At 65.1% G+C, this 25,502-nt stretch carries 22 protein-coding genes; 11 read left to right on the forward strand and 11 right to left on the reverse strand.

The window, feature by feature from the left end:
* Nucleotides 1-1,321: YcjX family GTP-binding protein (locus tag SO156_RS41930; RefSeq protein WP_498538901.1), on the forward strand; the 1,321-nt coding region annotated here is incomplete at its 5' end.
* Nucleotides 1,318-2,346, forward strand: a complete 1,029-nt coding sequence (locus SO156_RS41935) for a YcjF family protein (RefSeq protein ID WP_458149152.1) — start codon at nucleotides 1,318-1,320, stop codon at nucleotides 2,344-2,346. The genes SO156_RS41930 and SO156_RS41935, both read left to right, overlap by 4 nt.
* Before the next feature lie 42 nt (nucleotides 2,347-2,388).
* Here the strand turns inward: SO156_RS41935 and SO156_RS41940 are convergent, their stop codons facing one another.
* Nucleotides 2,389-3,897: a glycosyltransferase family 39 protein gene (locus tag SO156_RS41940; protein WP_498538912.1), complete on the reverse strand. Its 1,509-nt coding sequence runs from the start codon at nucleotides 3,895-3,897 to the stop codon at nucleotides 2,389-2,391.
* A gap of 428 nt (nucleotides 3,898-4,325) precedes the next feature.
* Between SO156_RS41940 and SO156_RS41945 the strand changes: the two genes are divergently transcribed.
* The 4 genes from SO156_RS41945 (at nucleotide 4,326) to SO156_RS41960 (ending at nucleotide 8,124) form a co-directional block, all read left to right on the forward strand.
* Nucleotides 4,326-6,056: an adenylate/guanylate cyclase domain-containing protein gene (locus tag SO156_RS41945; protein ID WP_498538902.1), complete on the forward strand. Its 1,731-nt coding sequence runs from the start codon at nucleotides 4,326-4,328 to the stop codon at nucleotides 6,054-6,056.
* A gap of 140 nt (nucleotides 6,057-6,196) precedes the next feature.
* Nucleotides 6,197-7,396, forward strand: coding sequence for a SorA family sulfite dehydrogenase catalytic subunit (gene sorA, locus SO156_RS41950; RefSeq protein WP_498538903.1), 1,200 nt, complete (start codon nucleotides 6,197-6,199; stop codon nucleotides 7,394-7,396).
* A gap of 8 nt (nucleotides 7,397-7,404) precedes the next feature.
* Nucleotides 7,405-7,713 carry a SorB family sulfite dehydrogenase c-type cytochrome subunit gene (sorB, locus tag SO156_RS41955; RefSeq protein ID WP_458149155.1) on the forward strand — a complete coding sequence of 103 codons (309 nt, stop codon included), beginning with the start codon at nucleotides 7,405-7,407 and terminating at the stop codon, nucleotides 7,711-7,713.
* A gap of 210 nt (nucleotides 7,714-7,923) precedes the next feature.
* Nucleotides 7,924-8,124 (forward strand): cold-shock protein, encoded by a 201-nt coding sequence (locus SO156_RS41960; RefSeq protein ID WP_027527932.1) that lies wholly within the window; start codon nucleotides 7,924-7,926, stop codon nucleotides 8,122-8,124.
* A gap of 174 nt (nucleotides 8,125-8,298) precedes the next feature.
* Here SO156_RS41960 and SO156_RS41965 read toward each other — a convergent pair whose 3' ends face one another.
* Nucleotides 8,299-8,760 (reverse strand): Lrp/AsnC ligand binding domain-containing protein, encoded by a 462-nt coding sequence (locus SO156_RS41965; protein WP_283039853.1) that lies wholly within the window; start codon nucleotides 8,758-8,760, stop codon nucleotides 8,299-8,301.
* Nucleotides 8,761-8,873: 113 nt separating this feature from the next.
* Here SO156_RS41965 and putA point away from each other — a divergent pair, with 113 nt between their 5' ends.
* The 3 genes from putA (at nucleotide 8,874) to SO156_RS41980 (ending at nucleotide 14,052) form a co-directional block, all read left to right on the forward strand.
* The gene (gene putA, locus SO156_RS41970) at nucleotides 8,874-11,873 is read left to right on the forward strand and encodes a bifunctional proline dehydrogenase/L-glutamate gamma-semialdehyde dehydrogenase PutA (RefSeq protein WP_498538904.1); all 3,000 of its coding nucleotides are present in this window, start codon (nucleotides 8,874-8,876) and stop codon (nucleotides 11,871-11,873) included.
* A gap of 109 nt (nucleotides 11,874-11,982) precedes the next feature.
* Nucleotides 11,983-13,188 (forward strand): CaiB/BaiF CoA transferase family protein, encoded by a 1,206-nt coding sequence (locus SO156_RS41975; protein ID WP_458149157.1) that lies wholly within the window; start codon nucleotides 11,983-11,985, stop codon nucleotides 13,186-13,188.
* 216 nt (nucleotides 13,189-13,404) lie between these two features.
* Nucleotides 13,405-14,052: a glutathione S-transferase family protein gene (locus SO156_RS41980; RefSeq protein ID WP_498538905.1), complete on the forward strand. Its 648-nt coding sequence runs from the start codon at nucleotides 13,405-13,407 to the stop codon at nucleotides 14,050-14,052.
* A 10-nt stretch (nucleotides 14,053-14,062) separates the two neighbouring features.
* On the opposite strand, the gene SO156_RS41985 is transcribed toward SO156_RS41980, so the two are convergent.
* The 3 genes from SO156_RS41985 to SO156_RS41995 all read right to left on the reverse strand — a co-directional run bounded on the left by SO156_RS41985 (nucleotide 14,063) and on the right by SO156_RS41995 (nucleotide 16,957).
* Nucleotides 14,063-14,230, reverse strand: a complete 168-nt coding sequence (locus tag SO156_RS41985) for a hypothetical protein (protein ID WP_458149159.1) — start codon at nucleotides 14,228-14,230, stop codon at nucleotides 14,063-14,065.
* A 23-nt stretch (nucleotides 14,231-14,253) separates the two neighbouring features.
* Nucleotides 14,254-15,789 carry a hypothetical protein gene (locus SO156_RS41990; protein ID WP_498538906.1) on the reverse strand — a complete coding sequence of 512 codons (1,536 nt, stop codon included), beginning with the start codon at nucleotides 15,787-15,789 and terminating at the stop codon, nucleotides 14,254-14,256.
* A 94-nt stretch (nucleotides 15,790-15,883) separates the two neighbouring features.
* Nucleotides 15,884-16,957 carry a hypothetical protein gene (locus SO156_RS41995; RefSeq protein WP_498538913.1) on the reverse strand — a complete coding sequence of 358 codons (1,074 nt, stop codon included), beginning with the start codon at nucleotides 16,955-16,957 and terminating at the stop codon, nucleotides 15,884-15,886.
* A 284-nt stretch (nucleotides 16,958-17,241) separates the two neighbouring features.
* Between SO156_RS41995 and SO156_RS42000 the strand changes: the two genes are divergently transcribed.
* Both SO156_RS42000 and SO156_RS42005 read left to right on the forward strand, forming a co-directional pair.
* On the forward strand, nucleotides 17,242-17,613 hold the full coding sequence (locus tag SO156_RS42000; RefSeq protein WP_458149161.1) for a Crp/Fnr family transcriptional regulator: 372 nt from the start codon (nucleotides 17,242-17,244) through the stop codon (nucleotides 17,611-17,613).
* Nucleotides 17,610-18,422: an MBL fold metallo-hydrolase gene (locus SO156_RS42005; protein WP_498538907.1), complete on the forward strand. Its 813-nt coding sequence runs from the start codon at nucleotides 17,610-17,612 to the stop codon at nucleotides 18,420-18,422. Before SO156_RS42000 ends, SO156_RS42005 begins: the two co-directional genes overlap by 4 nt.
* Nucleotides 18,423-18,616: 194 nt before the next feature.
* Here SO156_RS42005 and SO156_RS42010 read toward each other — a convergent pair whose 3' ends face one another.
* From SO156_RS42010 to SO156_RS42035, 6 genes are all read right to left on the reverse strand, one after another.
* Nucleotides 18,617-19,114, reverse strand: a complete 498-nt coding sequence (locus SO156_RS42010) for a TPM domain-containing protein (protein ID WP_458149163.1) — start codon at nucleotides 19,112-19,114, stop codon at nucleotides 18,617-18,619.
* 3 nt (nucleotides 19,115-19,117) lie between these two features.
* Entirely contained in the window at nucleotides 19,118-20,023 is a 906-nt protein-coding gene (locus SO156_RS42015) for a TPM domain-containing protein (RefSeq protein WP_498538908.1), read from the reverse strand.
* A 133-nt stretch (nucleotides 20,024-20,156) separates the two neighbouring features.
* Nucleotides 20,157-20,765 carry a LemA family protein gene (locus SO156_RS42020; protein WP_458149165.1) on the reverse strand — a complete coding sequence of 203 codons (609 nt, stop codon included), beginning with the start codon at nucleotides 20,763-20,765 and terminating at the stop codon, nucleotides 20,157-20,159.
* Between the two features lie 208 nt (nucleotides 20,766-20,973).
* Nucleotides 20,974-23,295: a xanthine dehydrogenase family protein molybdopterin-binding subunit gene (locus SO156_RS42025; RefSeq protein ID WP_498538909.1), complete on the reverse strand. Its 2,322-nt coding sequence runs from the start codon at nucleotides 23,293-23,295 to the stop codon at nucleotides 20,974-20,976.
* 207 nt (nucleotides 23,296-23,502) lie between these two features.
* Nucleotides 23,503-24,378: a dihydrodipicolinate synthase family protein gene (locus tag SO156_RS42030; protein WP_498538910.1), complete on the reverse strand. Its 876-nt coding sequence runs from the start codon at nucleotides 24,376-24,378 to the stop codon at nucleotides 23,503-23,505.
* A gap of 277 nt (nucleotides 24,379-24,655) precedes the next feature.
* Nucleotides 24,656-25,502 (reverse strand): autotransporter outer membrane beta-barrel domain-containing protein (locus tag SO156_RS42035; protein WP_498538911.1); only part of this gene is annotated, 847 nt, incomplete at its 5' end.

Genomic DNA, 25,502 nt, shown 5'->3' on the forward strand with positions numbered 1-25,502 from the left:
GATCCATGGGCTGACGCGCGGCGGCCGCTTTCCGGTGTTCGAGGCCTTTGCCTCCGGCCGCATCGCACGTGCGAAACTCGCGCCGCAACCCGACGATGCCGTGCCGCGCTTCGACTACGAAAACCATCTCCGCGCGCTGACCGAGGACCGGCGCTGGCCGAGCTCCACCGTCGACATCAGCGAGCTCCGCCTCGTCATCGACTACCAGCGCCAGAACGGCGCGGACCGCAACCTGACGCTGGATATCGTCGACTATCCCGGCGAATGGCTGCTCGACCTGCCGCTGCTGCAAAAGAGCTACGAGCAATGGTCGGTGGAGAGCCTTGCGCTGTCACGCGCGGCGCCGCGTGCGCATCTGGCGGCCGCCTGGCACGAGCATCTCGCCACTCTCAAGCCCGAGGCGGCCGAGGACGAGCAGGCGACGCTGACCTCGGCAAGGCTGTTCACCGAATATTTGCGCGCCTGCCGCGACGAGCGCTTTGCCATGAGCCTGCTGCCGCCCGGCCGGTTCCTGATGCCCGGCAGTCTCGCCGGCTCGCCAGCGCTGACCTTTGCGCCGCTCGACGTGCCCACCGAGGGACAGGCGCCGGAGGGATCGCTCTGGGCGATGATGGTGCGCCGCTACGAGGCCTACAAGGACGTCGTGGTGCGCCCGTTCTTCCGCGACCACTTTGCCCGGCTCGACCGCCAGATCGTGCTGGCCGATGCGCTCGCCGCGTTCAACTCCGGCCCTGAAGCACTGCATGACCTCGAAGCGGCGCTGGCCGGCATTCTGGATTGCTTCCGGATCGGACGCAGCACCTTCATCTCGAGCCTGTTCCGTCCGCGCATCGATCGCATCCTGTTCGCGGCAACCAAGGCCGACCACCTGCATCATTCCAGTCACGATCGCCTCGAGGCCGTGTTGCGGCGCGCGGTCTCGCGCGCCGTCGCGCGTGCCGAAAGCACTGGAGCCGAGATCGACGTGGTGGCGCTCGCCGCCGTCCGCGCGACGCGTGAGGCGCAGGTTGCGCGCGGCCGCGACAGACTGCCGTCCATTCTCGGCACGCCCTCGGCCGGCGAAAGCGCCGGCGGCGAACTTTTTGACGGCAATACGGAAGTAGCGACCTTTCCGGGCGATCTGCCTGCAGACCCGGAAGCGCTGTTCAACGGCGCCGAGTCCTTCCGCGGGCTTTCGACTGCCGCTGCCGAAACGAGCGACTTCCGCTTCCTGCGCTTCCGTCCGCCAACGCTCGAGCGCGAGGGAGCTGAGGAGCCGGCGCTGCCTCACATCCGCCTTGACCGTGCCTTGCAGTTCCTGATCGGAGACAGGTTGGAATGAACGAGCGACACCAGCAACGGCGGCCCGCGACGTTCCGGCTGGATGACCCCGGCGTCGTCGTGACTGAAGCCGATGAGTCCGGGCGGCTCAGCCGCGCCGCGATCCAGATCACGCCCGAGCCCGATCCCTTGGCGCTGCCCGTGCCGGTCGAGACGCCGGTCGTGGTGCGGCGCGGCTTCCCCTGGGGCACGCTGTTCTGGTCCGGCCTTGCCGGGCTGACGCTGCTCGGGGTCGGACTTGGCGTGGTCCATTTGATCGAGGATCTCTTTGCGCGGAGCGAGAGCCTGGGCATCGTCGGCCTTGCGCTGGCCTTCATCACCACGCTGGCACTCGCGGTCGTGATCGGACGCGAGGCGTTCGGTCTTGCCCGGCTGGCGACCATCGAGAAGCTGCACCAGCGTGCGACAAGCGTGCTCGCCAGCGACGACCGCGCCGAGAGCCGCGTCATCGTGCAGGATCTCCTGCGCATCGCGCATCAAAACCCGCAGCTCGCACGCGCCCGCGCGACGCTGCAGAACCACGCTGGCGAGATCATCGACGGCGCCGACATGATCCGCCTCGCCGAGCGCGAACTGATGACTCCGCTGGATGCGGAAGCGCGGCGGCTGGTATCATCGGCCGCGCAGCGGGTTTCGATCGTCACCGCGGTCAGCCCTCGTGCGCTGATCGACGTGCTGTTCGTGTTCGTGGCTTCGCTTCGCCTGATCCGGCAGCTGGCGCGGCTCTATGGCGGCCGCCCCGGTGCGCTCGGCATGATCCGGCTCTTGCGTCACGTCATCGCCCATCTCGCCATCACCGGCGGCATGGCCGCGAGCGACAGCCTGGTGCAGCAGATGCTCGGCCATGGCATCGCGGCAAAACTGTCGCAACGCCTCGGCGAAGGCGTGCTCAACGGACTATTGACGGCGCGGCTCGGCCTCGCCGCCATCGACGTCACGCGCCCGTTGCCGTTCGCAGCACTGCCGCAGCCGAAGCTGTCGGATCTCGCGACGGACCTGTTGCGAAAGAAAGAGGACGAGGAGTAGTGCTTCGCGCCACGCGCACGCTGCCCCCTCTCCCCTTTTTAACTACGCAAGCCGAGAGAGCGAGAAAAAATCCCCCGCCAGCACACGCCACTGGAACAGCGGCGAGTCCTTTGGCGGAGAGAGCTCAGGCGTCCAGCCGGTAAGCTTTTCCAGCGCGTAGGTATCGATCACGAGGCCGCGCCAGCGGCGGTCGACCTGTTCGAGCGGCTCGCGCGTGACGGTCAATGAATTCCACAGCGGCAGATGATTGTCGGGCTCGCGTCCGACATAGAGGCCGGCATGGCCGCGGATCCGGTCGATGCCGGGATCGCGAAAATCCTGGAAGCGGCCGCGCTCGTTGATCTCGATGACGGGCACGCGGCCGCGAAACAGCCAGCGCAGCATGGCGTAGGTGCGATAGTCGGTGGTTGCAATCCAGGTCGCACCGGTCTTGTCGAGTTGCGCTTCGGCACGCGTCGCGACCTCATCATAGCCGGCTTCGGCGCCGATCGGATCGATCCTGCCGAGGAGATTCCAGGGCGCGACCATGTAGTAGAGAAACACTATGATGACGAAGGCGATGCCGGTCGCGACGGCAGTGTTGGCCCAGAAGGTCGCCGACCTCGTCACCCGCTCGGACCAGCCCTCGCGCGGCAGCGTCACGAGATTGATGGCTGCAGCGGCGAACCCGACCGGCCACATGAACATCGGCCAGGTGTCACCGACCCGCAGAGTGAGGGATTTCCAGAGGAAGTAGAGGAACGGCACCAGCACCGCGGTCGAAAGCAGGATAGCGACCGGCTCGCGCGTGCGATAGCCACGCCATGCGGTCAGCGTCAGGCCCGACAGCACCACTGGCAGCATGACAAAGCCGACGAGCCCGAATTGCAGGCCGATGTAATCGCCGATTGTGCGCCAGGAGACGCCGTAATTCGCGGTGGCGCGCACGCCCTGGAAGCGGAACGAGGCCCAGTCGTGCTGCGCGTTCCAGATCAGGACCGGCGAGAACACGGCGATCGCGATCAGCACTGCGAGATAGGGATAGGGGCTGCGCAACCAGCGCCAGCGCCAATCCGGCACCAGCACGAAGGCGACCACTGCAGGCAGGAACATGATGGCGGTGAACTTGGACAGCAGCGAGAGGCCGGCGAAAAATCCCGCGGCGAGCCACCAGCGGCCATCGCCAGACTGGGTCAGCCGCACCAGGGACCAGAACATCGCGACTGCGACGGGGATCATCGCGACATCGGGCGCGACCTTGGACATCAGCAGCCCGTAGTAGAGCGCCGCCTCCGGCATCAACAGCGCGAACACGATCGCGCGCGCGTCGTGGGAGACACGGCGCACGATATCGGCGAGCAGACACTGCGTGACGAACATCGCCACGATGCCGCCGAAGCGGACGCCGAGCTGGGTGTCGCCGAAGATCGCGGTGCCGAAGCGGATCAGCCAGGCAATGCCCGCGGGATGGTCGAGAAAGCTGAGCGCGCCCTCCTTGGACCAGGTCCAGTAATAGGCCTCGTCGGTGCGCAGCTCGAGCATCGAGGCATAGACGATGCGCAAAGCCGTCATCGCCGCGATCACGAGTACGGCAATGATCAGGTGCCGGCGCGCGGCGTCGTTGGGCTCGGCTGTCTTGTCGGGGGCGATCGTCACGGGCGGCTTTTCCCCGACTTGGGAGGGTGAGTCAATGCGGGGGATGTTGCCTTTGGTTTCTGCGTCGTCCCGGACAAGCGCAGCGAAGCGGAGCGCAGATCCGGGACCCATAGCCACAGGGAGCGGTTGTGGCGCGAGATGGTGGTTACGAGTCTCCGCCAAACTGCTCCCTGTGGCTATGGGTCCCGGGCTCGCGCTATGCGCGCCCCGGGACGACGGCGGAATTCGGGACGAGAGTGGAGATACGCTGCCCCATGCCGCGCACGTGATCAGGCAAGCTGTTTTCGGCTGGAATTAAACTCTACGATAGCTGATCTACATGATGAGCTGATACAAACCGAATCATGGCAACCGCTCTCGCACGATTTTCCGAACTGTTCCGCGGCACCGGCATTCGACAGGTGCGGCTCGTCTGCGGCGTCATCCTGTTTGCCTATGTGGTCAGCCATTTCCTCAACCATGCGCTTGGCAATATCTCGGTCGAGGCCATGCAGGCGGGCGTCTACTACCACGTCCTGTTCTGGCAGTTCCTCCCGGTAGCGATCCTGTTCTACACCGCGGCACTGGTGCATGCCGGGCTCGGCGTCTTCGCGCTCTATCAGCGCCGGCAGTTCCGCTGGAAGACGGTCGAGCCGCTCCAGCTCGTGCTGGGTCTCAGCATCCCGGCACTGGTGATGGCGCATCTGATCGGCGTGCGGCTCGCCCACACGCTGTATGGACATGAGAAGCTCTATCCGCAGGAGCTCTATCTGTTCTTCGTCGCGTCCTCCACCCGGCTGTGGCAGATGACGATCCTGCTCGTCGTCGCCTGGATCCATGGCTGCATCGGGCTCTATTTCTGGCTGCGCATGAAGCCGTTCTTCCAGCGCGCCGCGCCCTGGCTGCTCTCCGCGGCCGTGCTGATCCCGACGCTGGCAATGCTCGGCATCTACCAGGGCGGACGCAGCGTCGCCGCCGACAGCGACGATGCGGACTGGCGCGCGGCCAATCTGACCCAGCGCCAGGTCGGCACCGTCGCGCAGGACCGCACGCTCAACCGCATGACCGGCGGGCTGACGTTCGGCTATCTCGGCCTGCTCGGCATCGTGCTGCTCGCACGCGGCGTGCGGGGCCTGCGCGAGCGGCGCGGCGGCATGATCGCGCTGTCCTACGGCAACGGCAAGACGGTGCGCGTGCCGAAGGGCCTCAGCGTGCTCGAGGCAAGCCTGCGCCACAACGTGCCGCATGCCAGCGTTTGCGGCGGCCGCACGCGCTGCTCGACCTGTCGCATCCGCGTGATCGGCGATCATGGCATCCTTCCCGAGCCCTCGCAGCGCGAAGCCTTCGTGCTTGCGCGCGTCGGCACCACCGATCCTTCCATTCGCCTCGCCTGCCAGCTGCGGCCGACCTGCGATCTTTCCTTCTTCCAATTGTTCACGCCGCACACCACGGCGAGCACTGAAGGTTCAGGGCCGGCGCGGATCGGTCAGGAGCGCTATCTCGTCAGCCTGTTCGTCGACATGCGCGGCTCGACCCAGCTCGCCGAGAAGCGGCTGCCGTTCGACACCGTCTTCATCGTCAACCGTTTCTTGGGAGCGGTCTCGCAGGCGGTGATCGAGAACGGCGGCCAGCCCAACCAGTTCGTCGGCGACGGCATGCTCGCGCTGTTTGGCCTGTCCGCCAATCCGCAAACCGCATGCCGCCAGGCGCTGCGCGCGGCAGGCAGCATCGCCAGCCATGTCGACGAGCTCAACGAGCTCCTGAGCCATGACCTGCGCCAGCCGATCCGCTTCGGCATCGGCATTCACGGCGGCGAGGTGATCATCGGCGACATCGGCTATCGCGATCACGTCGTGTTCACCGCGCTCGGCGATGCCGTCAACGTCGCGGCGCGCTTGCAGGACATGACCAAGACGCTCGCCTGCGAAGCCATCGCCTCCGACGAGGTTCGCCACACCGCAGGCCTTGCCGAGGACGCGCTGCCGCAGCAGGAGGTCGCGATCCGCGGCCGCGACGAGCCGATGACCGTGCGCGTCATCGCCGATGCCAGGCAATTGTCCGGCCTGATCGATCGCGACGAACGCGCCGCCGCCTGACAACACGCGCTCGTGCTGCGATGCAGCGTCATGGTCACGCTGCGAAAGCACGAATTGACTTCGTGCCCGCCCATGCGACAGATGATCGCGAGGTCGGCGGTGATGACCGCGACTCAACTGAAATGCTCCGGAGGGAGACAATGATCGACAGACGCGACCTGCTCAAGGGAGCGGGACTTACTGCTGTGGCGGCCACACTGAGCTCGACCAAGGCGCTGGCACTGGATACCGTGACACTGCCCTTCGCCAATGGCGAGCGGCCGCTGGTGAAATTTCCGCAGAAGCGACCGCTGATCGGCCTGACCAGCCGGCCTCCGCAGCTCGAGACACCGTTCGCGATCTTCAACGACGGCCCGCTCACGCCGAACAACGCGTTCTTCGTCCGCTATCACCTCTCCGACCTGCCCTACAATCTCGATCCCGACAAGTTCACGCTTGAGGTCAAGGGCAAGGTCGACAAGCCGCTCAGGCTGTCACTCAACGACATCCGCAAGATGAAGGCGACCGAGATCGTCGCCGTCAACCAGTGCTCTGGCAACAGCCGCGGCTTCTCCGATCCGCGCGTTGCCGGCGGTCAGCTTGCCAATGGTGCGATGGGCAATGCGCGCTGGCGCGGCGTGCCGCTGAAGGCCGTGCTCGAGATGGCTGGCGTGCAGGCGGGCGCCAAGCAGGTCACCTTCAACGGCATGGACGGCCCGGTCAGCGACAGGACGCCCGACTTCGTCAAGGCGCTCGACCTTGATCACGCAACCGACGGCGAGGTCATGCTGGCCTATGGCATGAACGGCGAGGACCTGCCGTTCCTCAACGGCTTCCCGCTGCGCCTCATCGTGCCCGGCTACTACGGCACCTACTGGGTCAAGCACCTCAACGAGATCACCGTCATCGACAATGTCTACGACGGCTTCTGGATGAAGTCGGCCTATCGCATCCCCGACACGGCCTGCAATTGCGTCGAGCCGGGAACCGCGCCGAAGGCGACGATCCCGATCAACCGCTTCACCATCCGCTCCTTCATCACCAGCGTCGCCGACGGTGCCAAGCTGAAGGCTGGCCGCACGACGCTGCGCGGCATCGCCTTCGACGGCGGCACGGGCATCAAGGAGGTGTCAGTTTCGATCGACGGCGGGAAAAACTGGACCCAGGCCAAGCTCGGCAAGGATCTCGGCAAATACTCCTTCCGCGAATGGAAGCTGCCGGTGAAACTCGCGGCCGGCGCGGTCGAACTGAAGGTGCGCGCGACCAGCAATGGCGGCGAAACCCAGCCAGACACGCCACGCTGGAACCCGGCCGGCTATTTACGCAACGTCGTCGAAACCGTCCGTATCACGGTCGCCTGAAGGAGAATATGACGATGAAGCGCACCATTCTCCTCACGCTCGCTCTCGGGGCCGGCATTGGCGCCGTCAGCGCCGCCCCCATCGGTTACCAGAATCCGGACGAGGTCGCCGCCTTCAAGCCTGGCCCCAATCTCGACGTGGTCAGGAACAACTGCACGGCCTGCCATTCGGCCGACTACATCAATACCCAGCCACCGATGAAGGACAGGAAAGCCTTCTGGCAGGCCGAGGTAACCAAGATGATCAAGGTCTATGGCGCGCCGATCGACGATGCCGATGTCGGCAAGATCGTCGACTATCTCGCCGCGACCTATTGAGGGGCTGCCCACCGCAGGCCCGCCAAATGACCGCGAAACGGGCAAAAGTGGTAAAAACGCCGCGAAGTTGAGCGAATTTCCGCAAGAAACCGGCATGGTTTGAGCTACCAACCCCGTAACATTCCGGTGTATCCTGCTTCGACCGAGCCGGCCGGTTTGCGGGGACTGGCGGCTCGTGCTTGTGGAGGAAAGTCCCGCGGAGAAGACGTGATGCCCAAAGGTACGGTCAAGTGGTTCAACCCGACGAAGGGTTATGGGTTCATCCAGCCTGCGTCGGGAGGCAAGGATGTGTTCGTGCATATCTCGGCAGTGCAGAAAGCCGGTCTGTCCACCCTGAACGAGGGTCAGACGGTGGAGTATGAAGAGATCGCAAACCGGGGCAAAACGTCCGCAGAAAACCTCAAGGTATAAGCCCTCCGGCATTTAGCCGCCTCCCGGATCGGATCCGGGAGCACGGGCCAAAAAAATTTAGAAGACGGTCAAGTGCATTCGACGACAAGCGTTGCGATTGCGCGAAGGGTAAGCCTTTTTTGCGCGCAAAGACCCTGATCGGCGCGGCCTCCATGACAATCGCGACGGCACGTTTCAGCCGACCGGCAAAGGTGCGTCGCGCTTGATCTCCTCCATCACCGCATAGGTGCGCGTCTCGCGCACGCCCGGCATCGACAGCAAGGTCTCGCCGAGAAAGCGCCGATACGCGGCCATGTCGGGAAGGCGCGCTTTTACGAGATAGTCGAAGCCACCGGCAACCATGTGACACTCGAGCACTTCGGGCGCGAGCTTCACCGCGCGCGCGAACCGCTCGAAATTGTCCGGCGTGGTCTTGTCGAGCAGCACCTCGACGAACACCAGAAGGCCGAGCCCCAGACGGTGCGGATTGAGCCGCGCGCCGTAGCCTTCGACGAAACCTTCGCGCTGAAGCCGCTTCAGCCGCTCGCCGATCGAGGTCGGCGACAGGCCGATGCGCTCGGCGAGCTCAACATTGGCTATACGCCCATCCTCCTGCAAAATTGAGAGGATTCTCCGGTCGATTTTATCTAGATCCATATTTTCTACGGAATTTTTGCCATTGTGCTTCATTATCTAAGGCAATATCGCTATCTTGTCTATCGAACTACGGCGATGTGCGGATTAAGTTTGAACCCGACACAGGACACGCCATGCCAAACATTTCCTCCCCCTTCAGCGCGGACTACGCGCCCGATGATGCCGAGATTGCTGCCCCGCTGTTGCGCAGCGCGCATCTGTCCCCTCCGCAGGAGGCGCGGATCGACCGCACCGCCACGCGGCTGATCGAGGCGGTCCGCAAGCGCGACGACCGGCTTGGCGGGGTCGAGGACATGCTGCGCGAGTTCGCGCTCTCGACCAAGGAGGGGCTGGCGCTGATGGTGCTGGCCGAAGCCCTGCTCCGCGTGCCCGACGCCCGCACCGCCGACCAATTCATCGAGGACAAGCTCGGCGAGGGCGATTTCGTCCACCACGAAACGAAATCCAGCGCCTTCCTGGTCAACGCCTCGGCCTGGGCGCTCGGCCTGTCGGCACGGGTGATCCAGCCCGGCGAGACGCCGGACGGCACCATCGGCCGGCTGGTGAAGCGGCTGGGCGCTCCCGCCGTGCGAGCAGCGACGCGGCAGGCGATGCGGCTGATGGGCAACCATTTCGTGCTGGGCGAGACCATCGAGCAGGCGCTGGAGCGCGCCCGGCCCCGCTCGGGCGAGCAGCCGCGCTACTCCTTCGACATGCTCGGCGAAGGGGCGCGCACCGCTTCTGACGCCCAGCGCTATTTCGACGCTTACGCGAGTGCGATTCGGACCATCGGCAAGGCAGCGGGTGAGCGTCCCCTGCCCGACCGTCCCGGCATTTCCGTCAAACTCTCGGCGCTGCATCCGCGCTTCGAGGCGATCAGCCGCGATCGCGTGATGAAGGAGTTGGTGCCGCTGCTCCTGGAGCTCGCCCAGCGCGCCAAGGCCTATGACCTCAACTTCACGGTCGATGCCGAGGAAGCCGACCGGCTGGAGCTGTCGCTCGACGTGATCGCCGCGACGATCGCCGATCCCTCGCTCGCCGGCTGGGACGGCTTTGGCCTCGCGATCCAGGCCTACCAGAAGCGCGCGGTCGCCGTGATCGACTATGTCGACGGCCTCGCCCGCGCGCACGATCGCAAGCTGATGGTGCGGCTGGTCAAGGGCGCCTATTGGGACACCGAGATCAAGCGCGCGCAGGAGCGCGGACTCGACGGCTATCCGGTCTTCACCCGCAAGGCGATGACGGACCTCAACTACGTCGCCTGCGCCTCGAGGCTGCTCGCGTTGCGGCCGCGCATCTTCCCGCAATTTGCGACCCACAACGCGCTGACCGTCGCGACCGTGCTGGAGCTTGCCGGCGATAGCGGCGGCTTCGAGTTCCAGCGGCTGCACGGCATGGGCGAGGCGCTCTACGAGCAGCTCGCACAGGATCACCCAAGACTCTCATGCCGCACCTATGCGCCGGTCGGCAGCCATCGCGACCTGCTCGCTTATCTGGTGCGCCGGCTGCTGGAGAACGGCGCCAACTCCTCCTTCGTGGCGCTGGCCGCCGACTATCGCGTGGCGATGACCGCCCTGCTGCAACGCCCCGCTGACATCATCGCCAAGCCGCAAGCGGCGCATCACCCGAAGATCCCGCTGCCGCGCGAACTGTTCGCGCCGGAGCGGCGCAATTCAGGTGGTGTCGAGTTCGGCGAGCGGGCCGCGCTCGATCGCCTGCTGGCCGACATCGCAGCCGAGCCAACCGATCTCAAGCCTATCGACGACTCCACACCGGAGCAGGCGAACGCAGCGGTCACAGCAGCGCGTGCGGGGTTTGCGGCCTGGAGCCAGACGTCCGCTGGCACCCGCGCGGCAGCGCTGGAGCAGGCCGCACATCTCCTCGAGCAGCGGGCACCCCACCTCATCGCGCTGCTCCAGCGCGAGGGCGGCAAGACGCTCGACGATGCGCTCTCGGAGCTGCGCGAAGCCGCCGATTTCTGCCGCTACTACGCCGCGCAGGGCCGAAAGCTGTTCGGCAGCGGCGAGGCGATGCCGGGTCCGACCGGCGAGAGCAATGTGCTGGCCTTGCGCGGCCGCGGCGTGTTCGTCGCGATCTCGCCGTGGAATTTTCCGCTCGCGATCTTCCTCGGCCAGGTGACGGCGGCGCTGATGGCCGGCAACAGCGTGGTGGCAAAGCCCGCCGAGCAGACGCCGCGGATTGCACGCGAGGCCGTGCTGATGCTGCATGAGGCCGGAGTTCCCGCACATGCGCTGCAGCTCGTCACCGGCGATGGCCGGATCGGCGCCGCACTGACCGCACATCCCGACATCGCAGGCGTCGTGTTCACCGGCTCGACCGAGGTCGCAAGATCCATCAACCGGACGCTCGCGGCCAAGGATGGCCCGATCGTGCCGCTGATCGCGGAGACCGGCGGCATCAATGCCATGATCGCGGATGCGACCGCGCTGCCCGAACAGGTCGCCGACGATGTCGTCACTTCTGCGTTTCGTTCCGCCGGCCAGCGCTGCTCGGCGCTGCGGCTCTTGTTCGTGCAGGAGGACGTCGCCGACCGCATGATCGAGATGATCGCAGGCGCCGCGCGCGAGTTGAAGATCGGCAACCCCGGTGACGTTGCGACCCATATCGGCCCGGTGATCGACCGCGAGGCCAAGCAGCGGCTCGACGCGCACATTGCCCGGATGAAGACCGAGGCGCGGCTGCATTTTGCAGGCAGCGCGCCCGAGGGCTGCTTCGTGGCGCCGCATATTTTCGAGCTCGCCGATAGCGGACAGCTCACCGAGGAGGTGTTCGGTCCCGTCCTGCATGTCGTGCGCTACCGCGCCGAAAACCTGGAGCGGGTGCTGGCCGCGATCGAGCGCACCGGCTATGGGCTCACGCTCGGTGTCCACTCCCGCATCGACGACACCGTCGATGCCATCGTCGAACGGCTGTCGGTCGGGAATGTCTACGTCAACCGCAACATGATCGGCGCCGTGGTCGGCGTGCAGCCGTTCGGCGGCAATGGCCTCTCCGGAACCGGCCCCAAGGCCGGCGGCCCGCATTATCTGGCACGCTTTGCCACCGAGCAGACCGTCACCGTCAACACCGCCGCAGCCGGCGGCAACGCTGCCCTGCTCGCGGGGGAGGAGTAGCCGCTGCCTGCGGCGTTGCATCCCGCCAAAACATCGGTCAAATGATCGGCAGATCAGCGCGCGCGAATTCCAGCGCGCGGGAAACGACAAGAGCGGGAGCGGCGGCACGATGCAGAAGGGCATTTTCGACGGCCTGAAGGTTTTGGATTGCGCCAGCTTCATCGCGGCGCCCGCTGCCGCGACCGTGCTGTCGGATTTCGGCGCCGATGTCATCAAGATCGAGCCGCCCGGCATGGGCGATCCTTACCGCAATTTGCCGAACCTGCCGGGCTATCCAGCGAGCGAGCACAATTTCGCCTGGCTGCTGGAGGCGCGCAACAAGAAGAGCCTCGCCCTCGACCTCACCAAGCCTGACGCGCAGGCCGTGCTCTACAGACTGGTCGCCGAGAGCGACGTCTTCATCACCAACATGCCGCCGCAGGTGCGCTCAAAGCTCGGCATCACCTATGACCATCTCGCGCACCTGAACGAGCGGCTGATCTACGCCTCCTTCACCGGTTACGGCGAGAAGGGCGAGGAGGCCAACAAGCCCGGCTTCGACAGCAACGCCTATTGGGCGCGCTCCGGCCTGATGGATCTCGTCCGCGCCGACATTCACACCACGCCGGCGCGCTCGGTCGCCGGCATGGGCGATCATCCCTGCGCCATGGCGCTCTACAGCGCGATCGTCACTGCGCTCTATCAGCGCGAGAAGACCGGCAAGGGCGCGCATGTCGCCTCCAATCTGATGGCGAACGGCGTGTGGGCCGCGAGCGTGCTGGCGCAGGCGAAACTCTGCGGCGCCAAGTTCGGCGAGCGGCGGCCGCGCGAGCGCGCGCTGAACGCGGTGACCAACCACTATCAGTGCAAGGATGGCCGCTGGATCATCCTGTCGCTGCTGAACGAGGATCGGCAGTGGCCGACGCTCGCGCGCTGCATGGATCGCGAGGATCTGGTCGCCGACCCGCGCTTTGCCACCAAGCCGGACCGCCATGCGCGCTCGGTCGAGCTGATCAAAATCTTCGACGAGGTATTCGCCACCAAGGATCTCGCCGAATGGCGCAATATCCTCGACGGCAACGGGCTGGTATTCGGTGTCGTCGGAATTCTCGACGACATCCCGAACGACCAGCAGATGCTCGACAACGAAGTGCTGGTGCCGTTCGAGAACGACACCATGCTGACGATCAACAGCCCGATCTGGATCGACGGCACGAGAAAGGTGCAGCCGCGCAAGCCGCCCGCAGTCGGTGAGCACAGTGACGCGATCTTGCGCGAGGCCGGATACGACGAGGCGACGATCAAGACGCTGCGCGCATCGGGGGCGGTGGCGTAAGGGGCGCGGCGCGCCGCATACTCCGCTTGTCGTCCCGGGGGCGCGCATGGCGCGAGCCCGGGACCCGTAACCACAGGCGGATGTGTGGCACACGGTGGTGGCCACTAGCCTTCGCCAAACTCCTCCCGGTGGTTATGGGTCCCGGATCTGCGCTCCGCTTGTCCAGGACGACGTTGGGGAGGTAACTCGCTTCAACAAATCACATCGTGAGGTCCCATGCCCAGCTATCGCCTGCACTACTTCCCGGAATCCGGCAACAGCTACAAGCTGGCGCTGATGCTCACACTGTGCGGTGAGGACTTCGAGCCGGTGTGGACCGACTTTGCCGGCGGCGTCACACGGACGGCGGAGTGGCGGCAAACGATCAACGAGATGGGCGAGATCCCCGTGCTCGAGATCGACGGCGTGAAGATGACGCAGACCGCGCCGATCCTGCTGAAACTATCCGAGCAATATGACCGCTTCGGCGGCGCAACGGCCGCGGAGAAATTCGAACTGCTGCGCTGGCTGTTCTGGGACAACCACAAGCTCACCGGCTACATGGCGACCTACCGCTTCATGCGGACCTTCACGCCGAATGGCGACCCGCAGGTGCTGAAACATTTCCGCCGACGGCTCGACGATTTCCTCGGCATCCTCGACGGACATCTCCAGCACAATGCCTTCGCGATCGGCGCCAAGCCGACGGTCGCCGATATCTCGATGATGGCCTATCTGCACTATCCGAGCGACGAGCACGGCTACGATTTCGGAGAAAGCCATCCCGCCATCCATGCCTGGCTCGGCCGCATGGCCGCATTGCCCGGCTGGCGATCGGCGTACGATCTGCTGCCCGGGAAGCGGCTGACGCATTACGCGCCCTAACTGAAAGAGATTACGAGCGCGCCGCAATCCAGATCAGTGCGAACACCACTGCGCCGATTACGACGGCGACCACGATCGCCCAGGTGCTGACCCGGATGCTGCCGGTGATCTGCTTGGCTTCCTCGTTACGCGCGATCTGGCGATTGCGCTCCTTGTTGGCTTCGCTGCTGTCCGTCATCGGTCATCCAAATGTCGTTTTGGCTAGCGCGTCTTCACAAAGCACATGCCGATGCGGGTCGAAGTCGCAGCGGCCTGACAGGTCAGACCTTTACCACAGGTCCATGACGTAAAACTCTTGTCGATGCCGGCCGATCCCGTCGGCTGCAAATAACAATGGGCGCCCCAACCGTCCTGATACTCGGTTCCCGCAAGTTCGGTGCTACCGCGAAGCTGCGGCCGGCTGGCGAAGCCGCGCGAGAAGTCGGGGCGCCGGCCCTCGGCGAATGCGGTCAGGATATCGCGGCGGCGGACCTGGTCGCCGAAGAAATGCGGCGAGGCCGGCACGATGGTCGACGGCTTGTCCGCGAGCCAGTCGACGCCCGGGAAATGGAAGCCACCGATGCCGCGGGTCTGGTGGCAGCCGGCGCAGGTGATGTCGTTGAGCCGGCGCTGGAATCCCGCCACCGAGCGGACGTTCTGCAAGCCGATGCCACGCTCGGCGGCAGCCTTCAGCGCGCCGACCACGTCGCCGTCGGTAAAAACGCCATCGCCTTTGCCCTCGCCCTGCATCAGGCCGAATTCCGGCTGCAGCGCCGATGTGTCGAGGCCCGCCGGCGTCGGCGCGATCGCGGCTTTTGCGAGGTATTTTTCCGGGATCAACACCGTGCCGCGATCGAACTCGCCAAAATGCTCGGGGGCAAGCAGCCAGTCCCGGAAGTCGCGCTTGAGCGTGTCATCGCTGAGGATGCGATCGCGATCGATCTGGTTCTCCAGCGTCGACTCCTCGAACAGCCTGGTGTCGTGATTGTATTTGAACACCTTCAGGAGATAGTCGGTACGGAACTCGTGGCTCGCCGATTTCGGCATCACCGCGATCTGGATGTTGGTCTCGATGCGATCGACTAGCGCATCGTAGGGAAACGGAAGCTGCTCGATGAGCTTGAGCGGATGGTCGTTGGCGAGCCAGCGCCGCGCGATCTCCGCGCAAGCGAGTTGCTTTCCGCTCGGCACGGCCTGCCGATCGTCCCGCGCCTTCAGCACCAGGTTGAACGTCATCGGCAGGCGCGATGCGGTCTTGCCGCCATCCGGATTCGTCTCGAACCGGGCAAGACGGTAGATCAGCCGGATCTCGCCGCAGGAGGCCTCCGACACGTAAGCGCGATCCATGCGGTTGACGATGCCCGCCAGCACGAAGCGCGTATCGCGGGAATTGAGATTGCTGCGGTCGAACAGTTGAACGTCAAAACCTTCGCCGACGCCGATGGTCTCATCAGGCGCCTCCGCCTTGCGCCGCGCGATGTAGCGATCGAACTCCGCGTCGATCGCGGGGCGGATCTGCGCAAGCTGCGGCAACGATGCGAACAGCATGTCCGATGTGAGCGGGAAATTGGCGTTCCGATCCGGCCACAACAGGCGCGAGATCGTCAGTACATCGTGCTGATCGAGCTTGCCGAGTTGCTGCGGATCGGTGATCGCCGCGCCGCGCTCCAGGCCTGCGTTCTCCGCGGCCGGCAGCGGCAGCGCGCCGCCACACAGCACGAGGAGGGTAACGAGAATTCGCAAGCAGCGATGGCTCATGCCTCCACTAACACCGCCGCGATCGGCCTATTCAAGCAAAAAGGCGCTTCACATCGCGGTGAAGCGCCTTTCCTCAAGTTCGGAATCGCGCGGCTCAGCGCGCGACGATCAGGCCCTTGCTGGTGACGACGACCCAGCGGCCATCCTGGCGGCGGATCGCATCGACCCGGCCGAGACCCGGCACGGGGTCGCCGGCATAGACCTCATAGAGGCCCGAGCGGCCCTCGATCAGCGCGCCGCCATTGGCGATGTCGCGCAGGTGCCAGCCCTCGACCGTCGGCAGCCGGCCGATTTCGGGCTTCGGTTGTGTCGCGGCCAGCGCGGCCGCCTGTGCCGAGAGGGTTTGTGGCGGCGTGGCCGGCGCCGGTGCTGGCGTCGCGGCGGCGACCTGAGCCGGGGCGATCGAACCCGTGGTCTCCTTCGTAGCGGCGGTCTGCGCTGGCGCAGGAGCCTGCGCCGAGCGCAGCTTTTCTACGGCCTCGGACAGTTTTGCGAGCCTGGCGGCAGGCTCGGCTTGCGCTTTCTCGAGCTTGTCGAGGCGGTCGCTGGTCTTGTTGAACTGGCCGGTCGCGGACTTCGAGGTATGATCGAGGCCCGTCTTGAGCGCGACGACGTCGGCATCGATCCGCGCGACCGAGGCTTCCAGCGCGCTGGTGTCGGCAACCGGCGCCGGCGCAGCAGCCTGGTTCGCAGCGAAGTGCATGACGCCGGCGGTCGCGAGCGCGCCGCTGATCGCGCCGACAACGGCTGCAAGCGCCACGACGGCAGCCATCGCCGAGAACCGGCGCTTGCCGCCCGTATCCCTCGCCTCCGGCTTGACCTCGGGCTCCGCGCGATCCCAGGCGCGGTCTGAGGGCGCCATGACGATCAGCTTGCCGGGCTTCAACTCAGCCTTGGATTCGTGCGGCTCGGGTTCCTGCAGCTTGGGTTCGTGCAGCTTGGGCTCTACGTCCGGCTTGGGCTCTTCCGGATTGGACGCGTCGAGCTTGGGCACAACCAGCCTGGGCGGTTCAACCTTCGGCGCCTCGGCCTTGGGGGCGTCCGGCAGCGGGGCATCCGGCCCCGGCGCCTCATGGTCGGGCGCGATCGACGGGACGTCGGCGCGCGTCTCCAAGCTAGCCTCCGACGAAACCTCGGCGGGCTGCGGTTCAGCGGCCTGTTCGGGCATTGTTTCGCTCACGGCTCAAATACTCCAGTCAAGGTTGACCTTTTGGTAACTTTCATTGCTTGCGAAATCCTTACCCTTGGACCCGCTTACCGAAATTTTAGGAACTCATCCGGGGCCGAATTGGGCCGGGATCATGGAACCGGCGTGGCAGGCCAAGCGCAAAATTGCGTTCGGTACCGACGGGACGGCCCTCGACACCGGGCGAAGGTCTTGTTTGCCTGACGAAATTCCCCGGTTAACATGGCCTTAACCGTCCCATCAGCCACATGGCGCAAGGGGGTGTCATGGCGATTGAGAAGTGCATCAACGAGTTTGGCGTTGATGACGTCATCTTCGAGGAGGGCTCGACGGGTCGCGAATTGTTCGTCGTGCTCGACGGCCAGGTTGAGATCGCCAAGCTCAGCGGCGGAGCCCGGACTACCATCGTCAAGCTCGGCAAGGGCGAGTTCTTCGGCGAGATGGCCGTGATCGACGGCTCGGCGCGTTCGGCGACCGCGATCGCGGCCGCGCCGAACACCAGGGTGATGAAAATCAACCACGCCCGCTTCGTCTACCTCGTCAGCCAGCAGCCAGCGTTTGCGCTGATGGTGATGGACGCGCTCTCAAAGCGTCTGCGCGCGTCCAACGCAGTCACCTACCGAGCGGCGCAGCCATGAGCGATCGCAAGCCGTCTGCGTTTCCGATCCTGATGAAGAACGATACCTGTTCGCTGATCCAGGCAGCGGACGACGTCTACCAGATCCGCTTCAATAATCGCGCCGCCAACGCTCATCTGGTGCGCGGCTCGGCGCGCACCATTCTGATCGACGTCGGGCTCTCCACGAACTATCCGGCACTGGTCGAGTGCCTGAACTTCGTCGAATGCCCGCCCGAGAAGATCGACATGGTGGTGCTGAGCCACGAGCATCTCGACCATATTGGGGCGGCCTGGCACTTCAACGAGCGCCGCACCTATGTCGCCGCGCATCGGCTGGCCGCCAACAAGATCATGCTGCGCGACGATTTCTCGATGCTGCGAAAGATGTTCAACGAGCCGAACGTGCCGATCAACATCGACATCTGGCTCGAGGAAGGCAATCTGATCGACCTCGGCAATTTCCGCCTCAACGTGATGTACACGCCGGGCCATACCTCGGCCTGCATCACGCTGTTCGACCAGGACAAGGGCCTGTTGTTCGCCGCCGACACCCTGATGCCTGGCGGGGTGATGGGCGGCGTGTTCGGCTCCGGCAGCATCGCCGACTACATCCAGTCGCTCGAGCGCATCAAGGGCTTGAACACGAAGATTTTGCTGTCAGGCCACGGCCGCCTCTCCGACACTCCGCAGGACGACGTCCGCATCGCGATTGCGCGTTCACACGCGCTGCTGGAGGACACCTCGCAACTGTTCGACGCGCTGGACGCGCGCTCGAACTTCGAGCCGATCATGCAGTCGGTGCGGGATCTGAACAAGCTGGACGATTAGAGGGGCTCGCGAAGCACCATGCATTCATAATGTCGTCCTGGCGAACGCCAGGACCCATACCACGTGATCTATCGATAGAACTCCCCGGCCAGTTCCGCCCGCCTAACCAAACCCTGGGGTAATGGGTCCTGGCCTTCGCCAGGACGACCTCGGGGAGAGTCCGTCGCTTCGCGACGCCCCGGAATGACGGAGTGCTACATCACCACCGGCTTGTCCGGCAACTCGTTGGGATGCGGGCCATGCGGCGGGAAGTGTTTTGCGAGTTCGCGTGATACCGCTTCGATGCCCTTGACCACGCCATGCTCGAACCGGCCGGCGCGAAAATCGGCTTCCATCTCACGGCAGATCTTTTCCCAGCCCGCAGCGCCGACCTTGGCATCGATGCCGCGGTCAGCAACGATCTCGACGTCGCGATCGGCGAGCAGGAGATAGATCAGGACGCCGTTGTTGTGCGCGGTGTCCCAGATCCTCAGATGGGAAAAAACATCGAGCGCGCGCGCGCGCGCCGGCTGATTGCGGAACAGCGGCCTGCCATCAAGCGCCCCTTCGACGACGAAGCGGACCTGACCGGAATGGGTGGTCTCGCTTGTCTTGATCGCCTGCTCGATGCGATCGAGCACTTGTGGCGTGAACACCTGCTTGGCGCGCCAATGGTGCTGAACGAGATGTCTGGTGATGCGCTTGATGCTCATGGCCTACCAGCTCCCCGAGGCGCCGCCGCCACCAAAGCTGCCGCCACCGCCGCTGAATCCGCCGCTGTCGCTCGAAGAGCCGCTGCTCCAGCCGCCGCCCGAGGAGCCGCTCGACCAGGAACCACTCGACCACGAGCCGCCGCGCGAGTAGCGCCTCCCCGAACCGGATGTCGGAGCGAGATCGGCGATGAACGCCAGGATGAAGGCGATGGCACCGGCGCCGATCGCGAGGGCCACAGAGCTGGCCATGAACCAGACCGCCGCCGCAAACACGCCGCCTGTTACGACCGAGCCAAGCAATCGGCCTAGCATCGCGTGCAGAATGTTGCCGACAAACATCGAGGCAAACAGGACGAAGAAAACCGCAGGCACAAAACCTTCCGAGTCGCTGGTAAAGTTCGTGCTGCGCGCCGGCGCAGGCAACGGCTCGCCGTCGATCACGCGCATCATGCGATCGACGCCATCGGAGATGCCGCCGGCAAAGTCGCCGCTTCTGAATTTTGGGGTGATGACCTCGTCGATGATCCGCCGCGAGGTCACGTCGGTGAGCGCGCCTTCGAGCCCGTAGCCGACCTCGATGCGCAGGTGCCGGTCGTTCTTGGCAACGAGCAGGATCGCGCCGTCATCGATCTTCTTGCGGCCGACCTTCCAGGCATCCGCGACGCGGATCGAGTACTGCTCGATCGTCTCCGGCTGCGTGGTCGGCACGATCAGGACTGCGATCTGGCTGCCTTTGCGGTTCTCGTAGTCCTGCAAGCGCGAGCTCAGCGATGCGACATCGCCGCTCGACAGCGTGCCAGTCAGGTCGACGACACGCCCCGTGAGCTGTGGCACGGCGACGTCGGCGAGGGCCGACGTGAACACGAACACGAGAAGGATCGCCGCTAGCCACGACAATCTCGATGTCATCGTTCGCGAAGGCGGACGATCCAGTATTCCAGAGAAGCCAATGAGTCTGCAGAAAGACCGCGGCGTACTGGATTCCCCGCTTTCGCGGGGAATGGCAGCGGTGGGTGGGGCGCGCATCGGAGAGCCAACGGGCTTATTTCGACGGCGCAGGCGCCGGGTTGAAATCGACCTTCGGCGCGGTCGAGATTTCCTTCTCGTTCTCCACGCTGAAATTCGGCTTCGCCTTGTAGCTGAACATCATCGCAGTGAGGTTGGTCGGGAACGAGCGGATGGTGACGTTATAGTCCTGCACCGACTTGATGTAGCGGTTGCGCGCCACCGTGATGCGGTTCTCGGTACCCTCGAGCTGGGACATCAGGTCTCTGAACAATGCATCCGATTTGAGCTGCGGATAGTTTTCAGTGACGACGAGGAGGCGCGACAGCGCGCTGGAGAGCTCGCCCTGGGCCGCCTGGAACTTCTGGAACGCGGCGGGATCGTTGAGCACCTCAGGCGTTGCCTGGATGCTGCCGACCTTGGCGCGCGCATTGGTGACCCCAAGCAGAACATCCTTCTCCTGCTGGGCAAAGCCCTTCACCGAATTGACGAGATTGGGCACGAGATCGGCGCGGCGCTGATACTGGTTCACCACCTCGGACCAGTTGGACTTGATCTGCTCGTCCTGGCTCTGGATCGCGTTGTAGCCGCAATTGGTCAGGCTGAGGCAGGCGAACGCCGCCAGCACGGTCAGGATCTTGCGCATGAAATTTCTCCCGGTGGAATCGGGAGCCTAGATATCAGATTGCGCGCGCGGAGGACATGCCGACGGAGGTGGCCGGATCACCAATCAGTCAGAGCCGTAGCCCGGATGGAGCGCAGCGCAATCCGGGGAAAGCGATCACGGGCGATCACGGATTTCGCTGCGCTCCATCCGGGCTACGGGCTGGTGAAGCAACGGCGCAGACTTCCTCCTAACCCGCCTTCGCCTCCCGGATCGCCTGCCAGATCTTCTGCGGGGTCAGCGGCGTATTGAGCTGGGTGATACCGAGTTCGGCGAGCGCGTCCATCACGCCGTTGGTCACGCAGGGCGGGCCACCGATCGCGCCGGATTCGCCGCAGCCCTTGGCGCCGAGCGGGTTGGTGCGGCAGGGCGCGGAGTCGTCGAGCGTCACCTCGATCGGCGGCACGTCGTCGGCGCGCGGGATGCAGTAATCCTGGTAGCTCGCGGTGAGGAGCTGGCCTTCGGCATCATAGGCAACGCCTTCATAGAGCGCCTGTCCGATGCCTTGCGCGACGCCGCCATGGATCTGGCCGCTGACCAGCATCGGGTTGACGGCAACGCCGACGTCATCGACCGTGGTGTAGCGCACGACGCGGGACACGCCGGTTTCCGGATCGATCTCGACCTCGCAGACATGCGTGCCGTTCGGCCAGCTCGGACCGTCCACCTCCCCTTCGGAATCGACGCTGAGCTTTGCGCCGCTCTCCTTCTCCGCGATCTCGAACAGGCTGATGCGGCGGTCGGTGCCGACCACGGTGAGCATGCCGCCCTGATACTCGATGTCCTCGACCGACGTCTCCAGCACGTTCGACGCCTTCTCGCGCGCCTTCTGGATCAGGTCGTTCGAGGAGACCGCCACCGCCGTACCGCCGACGAACAGCGAGCGCGAACCGACACTGCCGAAGCCGGTCGCAAGATCTGTGTCGCCCTGCACCACGTCGATCTTGTCGAGGGGAATGCCGAGCGTATCGGAGATCATCTGGGTGTAGGTGGTCTGCAGTCCCTGCCCCATCGCCATGGTGCCGGAATGCAGAATGACGCGGCCCTGCGAGGTCGCGTGCAGGCTGACCTTCTCGGTGTGCGCGCGGCCGCCAGTCCATTCGATGTAGGAGGTCAGCCCGCGGCCGTAGAGCAGCCCCTTCTTCTTCGCAGCGCGCTTGCGCGCAGCAAAGCCATCCCAGTCCGCGAGCTTCGCGGCGCGGTCGAGCATGTGTGCGAAGGCGCCGGAATCGTAGACCTGTCCGGCGGCATTCGTATAGGGCAGCTGCGCCGGCTTGATGTAATTCGCTTTGCGGATCGCGCGCGGGTCCATGCCGATTTTTCGCGCAGCGGCGTCGAACAGGCGCTCGACGATGAACACCGCCTCGGGGCGGCCCGCGCCGCGATAGGCGCCGACGGGTGCGGTGTGGGTCATCACCGTCTTGATCTCGAAATGCACCAGCGGCAGATCGTAGACGCCGGTCTGCACGAAGGGACCGAGCACCAGCGGGATGATGTTGCCCGTGCCGGAGGAGTACGCGCCGGTGCAGCCGATCGACTTGACGCGATAGGCCAGCACCTTGCCCTTCTCGTCCAGCGCGAAGGATGCGGTCGAGGTGAGATCGCGGCCATGGGTGCCGCCGACGAACTCGTCGGTTCGATCGCCGCGCCAGCGGATCTTTTTGTTCAGCTTGGTCGCGGCATAGGCGACGATGCCGTCCTCCGGATAGAGGTTGGTTTTCTGGCCAAAGCCACCGCCGATGTCGCCGACCAGCACGCGCACGCTCTCGATCGGCCGCTTCAGCACCGCACCGGCGAGCACGTCGCGGGTCGATGCCGGCGTCTGCGACTGCACATGCAGGAGAAGCCGGCCGGATTTCTTCTCGATCTCGGCGATGGTCGAGCGCGGCTCCATCGCGGATGGCACGAGCCGCTGGCTGACGAGATCGAGCTCGACGACATGGGCGGCTTTCGCGAAGGCTTCGTCGACCTTGGCAGCATCGCCATAGGCAATCGCGCCGACGATGTTATCGGGCGCCTCCGGCCACACCACGGGCACACCTGGCTTCACCGCCTCGACGGGATCGACGACCGCAGGCTGCACGTCATAGTCGACCACGATGGCTTCGGCCGCGCTCTGCGCCATGACGCGCGAGGTGGCGACCACGGCCGCAACGGCCTCGCCGGCATAGCGCACGACCTCATGGGCGAGCAGCCGGCGTGGAGGCACCGTCATCGGCTTGCCGTCGGGACGCTTGAAGATGTTAAGCGTGGGAATCTCGCCGATATTGTCCTGGATCAGATCGGCGCCCGTGTAGATCGCGGCAACCCCAGGCATCGTCGCAGCCGCGCTGGTGTCGATCGATACGATCTTCGCATGCGCATGCGGCGAGCGCAGCACATAAAGCCACAGCGCGCCATCCTCCGGCTTGTCGTCGATGAACTGTCCCTTCCCGGTGAGTAGCCTCTGGTCTTCCAACCGCTTGACGGGCTTGCCGGCCCCGAAACGCAAATTGCCGGGAAGAATGTTCATTCCGCTTGTCCTCTAGGCCTCGAAGTGCGGCCGTCTTTTAGCGGATCGATCCGGGGCAGACCAGCCGCGGTTTTGGGCGGGACATCAACGATTCCGTCATGCCACCCGGCCGTCATTGCGGGGGCGCTCCCGAAGGGAGCGAACCCGGAGTCTGGAGGTCGTGGTGCGGGATTCCGGGTTCGCCCTTCGGGCGCCCCGGAATGACAACTATGAAAGATCGCGCAACGCCGCCTCGACGACCTTGCGTTGCTCGGCCGTCAGTGCGGCCTGTGGCGGGATGGGATCGCCGACGTCGTAGCCCTGGATCGCCAGCCCTGCCTTGATGCAGGCGGCGAGGTTGAAGCGGGCGAAGGCTTCGTTGATGCGCCACAGCTTGCGCTGCAGCGCCATGGCCGCATCCCAGCGCCCCTCCTTGCAGAGATCGTAGAGAGCGACGCTCTGGCGCGGGATGATGCAGGCCGGACCCGCCATCCAGCCAAGGCCGCCGATCAGCATCACTGCGGCCGGAATATGTGCGGATGCCGAGAACACGCGGATCTTGTCGCCGCAGCGGTTCATGATCGAGAGCAGCCGGCCGGTGTTGGTCGAGGCATCCTTGATGTAGCCGATGCGCGGATGCTCGGCGAGGCGCGCGATGACGTCGAGCGTCAGGTCAGAACGCTGGAATTGCGGATTGGTGTAGATGACGACGGGAATGTCCACGGCATCCGCGATGCTGCGGAAATAGGATTCGACCTGGGCCTCAGCGAGCGGGAAGTACGCTTCCAGAATCGCCAGAATGCCGTCGGCGCCGAGCTTCTGGTACGCCCTCGCCTGCGCGACCGCATCGACGGTCGAGGTCGAGGCAACGCCGGCCACCACGGGCACACGGCCCTTCGCGGCCTCGATCGTGGTCTGCACGATTCTCGCGCGCTGTGCGGCGTTGAGGTAGGCGAATTCGCCGGTCGAGCCGAGCGGCGTCAGCCCATGCACGCCGGCGCCGATCAGGTCGTCACAGACCCGGGTAAGGACGCCGGTACGCACCGTGCCGTCCGCATCGACAGGCGAAACGAGGTAGGGGAAGACGCCGTGGAAATCGGGCATGTCGGGCAACCGCGCGGCAGATGGGGCGTTACAGGTCCGCCCGTATGGTTTCGCGGGTGCTAACACGGTCCCGTGAGGCCGACAAGCAAGCCGGCCCGCCCGACAAAAAAGCCGCCCCGCCCGACAAAAAAGCCGCAAAACAACCCCATGCAAAGTAGGTCGGCCGGCTTGAGCTCTTACGAATTTTCCGAAATATCAGTTGACACGTCGGGCAAATCACCACCAAAATGTCATCGTCGGACAATCCGCGACAGGGACCGAGCGCGCCCACTCCGCCTCACCACGCGTATCGCACCACGCCCTTGCCGGCGTAGCTCGAGGTGACGTTCGAGAACTCGCCTTCAAATGTTGCGATGGCGGACCAGCCGGTTCTCCACTTCATTTCGACCGAGGCCGTGGTCAGAGCGGAGTCGTGCGCTTGCGCGGCGCCGTTCACGACGAAGCTGGCGCCGGGGAGCGCCTGGAAGGTGGCGCCGATGGAGCGGTCCGGGTTGAAATCATAAGCCCAGGCGAGGCGGCTGCGCAGCGTCAGCTCGCCATTGAACATCGCAAACGACTTGTCGGTGCGGATGCCCAATTCGCTGCGGGCGTCAGTGACGCTCTTGGCCGCGTAGTTGAGTACAAAATTCGACGTGCCGGAGACCACGCTCTCGGCATAGGCCGGCAGATCGAAGGTCGTGAACTGTCCGGCCGCATAGGGCGTGATGCCGACGCCGCCGATGACCGGCGCAACGAAGCGATAGCCGCCTTCCACGCGTCCCGAATACGCATTGGCATTGAACTCCGCGCGCAACTGGTCGAGGCCGACGATGCTCACCGTGCGGTTGGTGGTGATGTCCTGCCAGCCGTAAGCGAGGGCGCCGGTGACATAGGCCGGGCCGTCGGTGTGGCGGATGTAGGCGCCGGCCTGGAAGAGGTCCGACCGGCCGCTGCCCATGCCGTTGACGCCAAAACTCGTGCCGCCGCCGGCGAGCGCAAAGCCCGCGAGCGTGTTCGGCGAGAACAGATAGTCGGCGCCGACCGCCGTGCCGGCGATGCGGCTCGTGGTGTCGTTCGAGCCGACGAGCGCGTTGCCGCTGGTGGACTGCGAGCCACCAAAGCCCGCCGCCCACACGCTCCAGCGC

This window comes from Bradyrhizobium sp. UFLA05-125 (assembly GCF_059803515.1).

Bases quoted from the DNA above. Each gene is read 5' to 3' on its own strand.
- SO156_RS41960 (WP_027527932.1), top strand. From the start codon at position 7,924: ATGCCCAAAGGTACGGTCAAGTGGTTCAACCCGACGAAGGGTTATGGG.
- SO156_RS41995 (WP_498538913.1), bottom strand. From the start codon at position 16,957: ATGCCCGAACAGGCCGCTGAACCGCAGCCCGCCGAGGTTTCGTCGGAG.
- SO156_RS41935 (WP_458149152.1), top strand. From the start codon at position 1,318: ATGAACGAGCGACACCAGCAACGGCGGCCCGCGACGTTCCGGCTGGAT.
- SO156_RS41940 (WP_498538912.1), bottom strand. From the start codon at position 3,897: ATGACGGCTTTGCGCATCGTCTATGCCTCGATGCTCGAGCTGCGCACC.
- SO156_RS42010 (WP_458149163.1), bottom strand. From the start codon at position 19,114: ATGAGCATCAAGCGCATCACCAGACATCTCGTTCAGCACCATTGGCGC.
- SO156_RS42025 (WP_498538909.1), bottom strand. From the start codon at position 23,295: ATGAACATTCTTCCCGGCAATTTGCGTTTCGGGGCCGGCAAGCCCGTC.
- putA (WP_498538904.1), top strand. From the start codon at position 8,874: ATGCCAAACATTTCCTCCCCCTTCAGCGCGGACTACGCGCCCGATGAT.
- SO156_RS42030 (WP_498538910.1), bottom strand. From the start codon at position 24,378: ATGCCCGATTTCCACGGCGTCTTCCCCTACCTCGTTTCGCCTGTCGAT.
- SO156_RS41980 (WP_498538905.1), top strand. From the start codon at position 13,405: ATGCCCAGCTATCGCCTGCACTACTTCCCGGAATCCGGCAACAGCTAC.
- SO156_RS41975 (WP_458149157.1), top strand. From the start codon at position 11,983: ATGCAGAAGGGCATTTTCGACGGCCTGAAGGTTTTGGATTGCGCCAGC.
- SO156_RS42015 (WP_498538908.1), bottom strand. From the start codon at position 20,023: ATGACATCGAGATTGTCGTGGCTAGCGGCGATCCTTCTCGTGTTCGTG.
- SO156_RS42000 (WP_458149161.1), top strand. From the start codon at position 17,242: ATGGCGATTGAGAAGTGCATCAACGAGTTTGGCGTTGATGACGTCATC.
- SO156_RS41990 (WP_498538906.1), bottom strand. From the start codon at position 15,789: ATGAGCCATCGCTGCTTGCGAATTCTCGTTACCCTCCTCGTGCTGTGT.
- sorA (WP_498538903.1), top strand. From the start codon at position 6,197: ATGATCGACAGACGCGACCTGCTCAAGGGAGCGGGACTTACTGCTGTG.
- SO156_RS42005 (WP_498538907.1), top strand. From the start codon at position 17,610: ATGAGCGATCGCAAGCCGTCTGCGTTTCCGATCCTGATGAAGAACGAT.
- SO156_RS41985 (WP_458149159.1), bottom strand. From the start codon at position 14,230: ATGACGGACAGCAGCGAAGCCAACAAGGAGCGCAATCGCCAGATCGCG.
- sorB (WP_458149155.1), top strand. From the start codon at position 7,405: ATGACGATGAAGCGCACCATTCTCCTCACGCTCGCTCTCGGGGCCGGC.
- SO156_RS42020 (WP_458149165.1), bottom strand. From the start codon at position 20,765: ATGCGCAAGATCCTGACCGTGCTGGCGGCGTTCGCCTGCCTCAGCCTG.
- SO156_RS41965 (WP_283039853.1), bottom strand. From the start codon at position 8,760: ATGGATCTAGATAAAATCGACCGGAGAATCCTCTCAATTTTGCAGGAG.
- SO156_RS41945 (WP_498538902.1), top strand. From the start codon at position 4,326: ATGGCAACCGCTCTCGCACGATTTTCCGAACTGTTCCGCGGCACCGGC.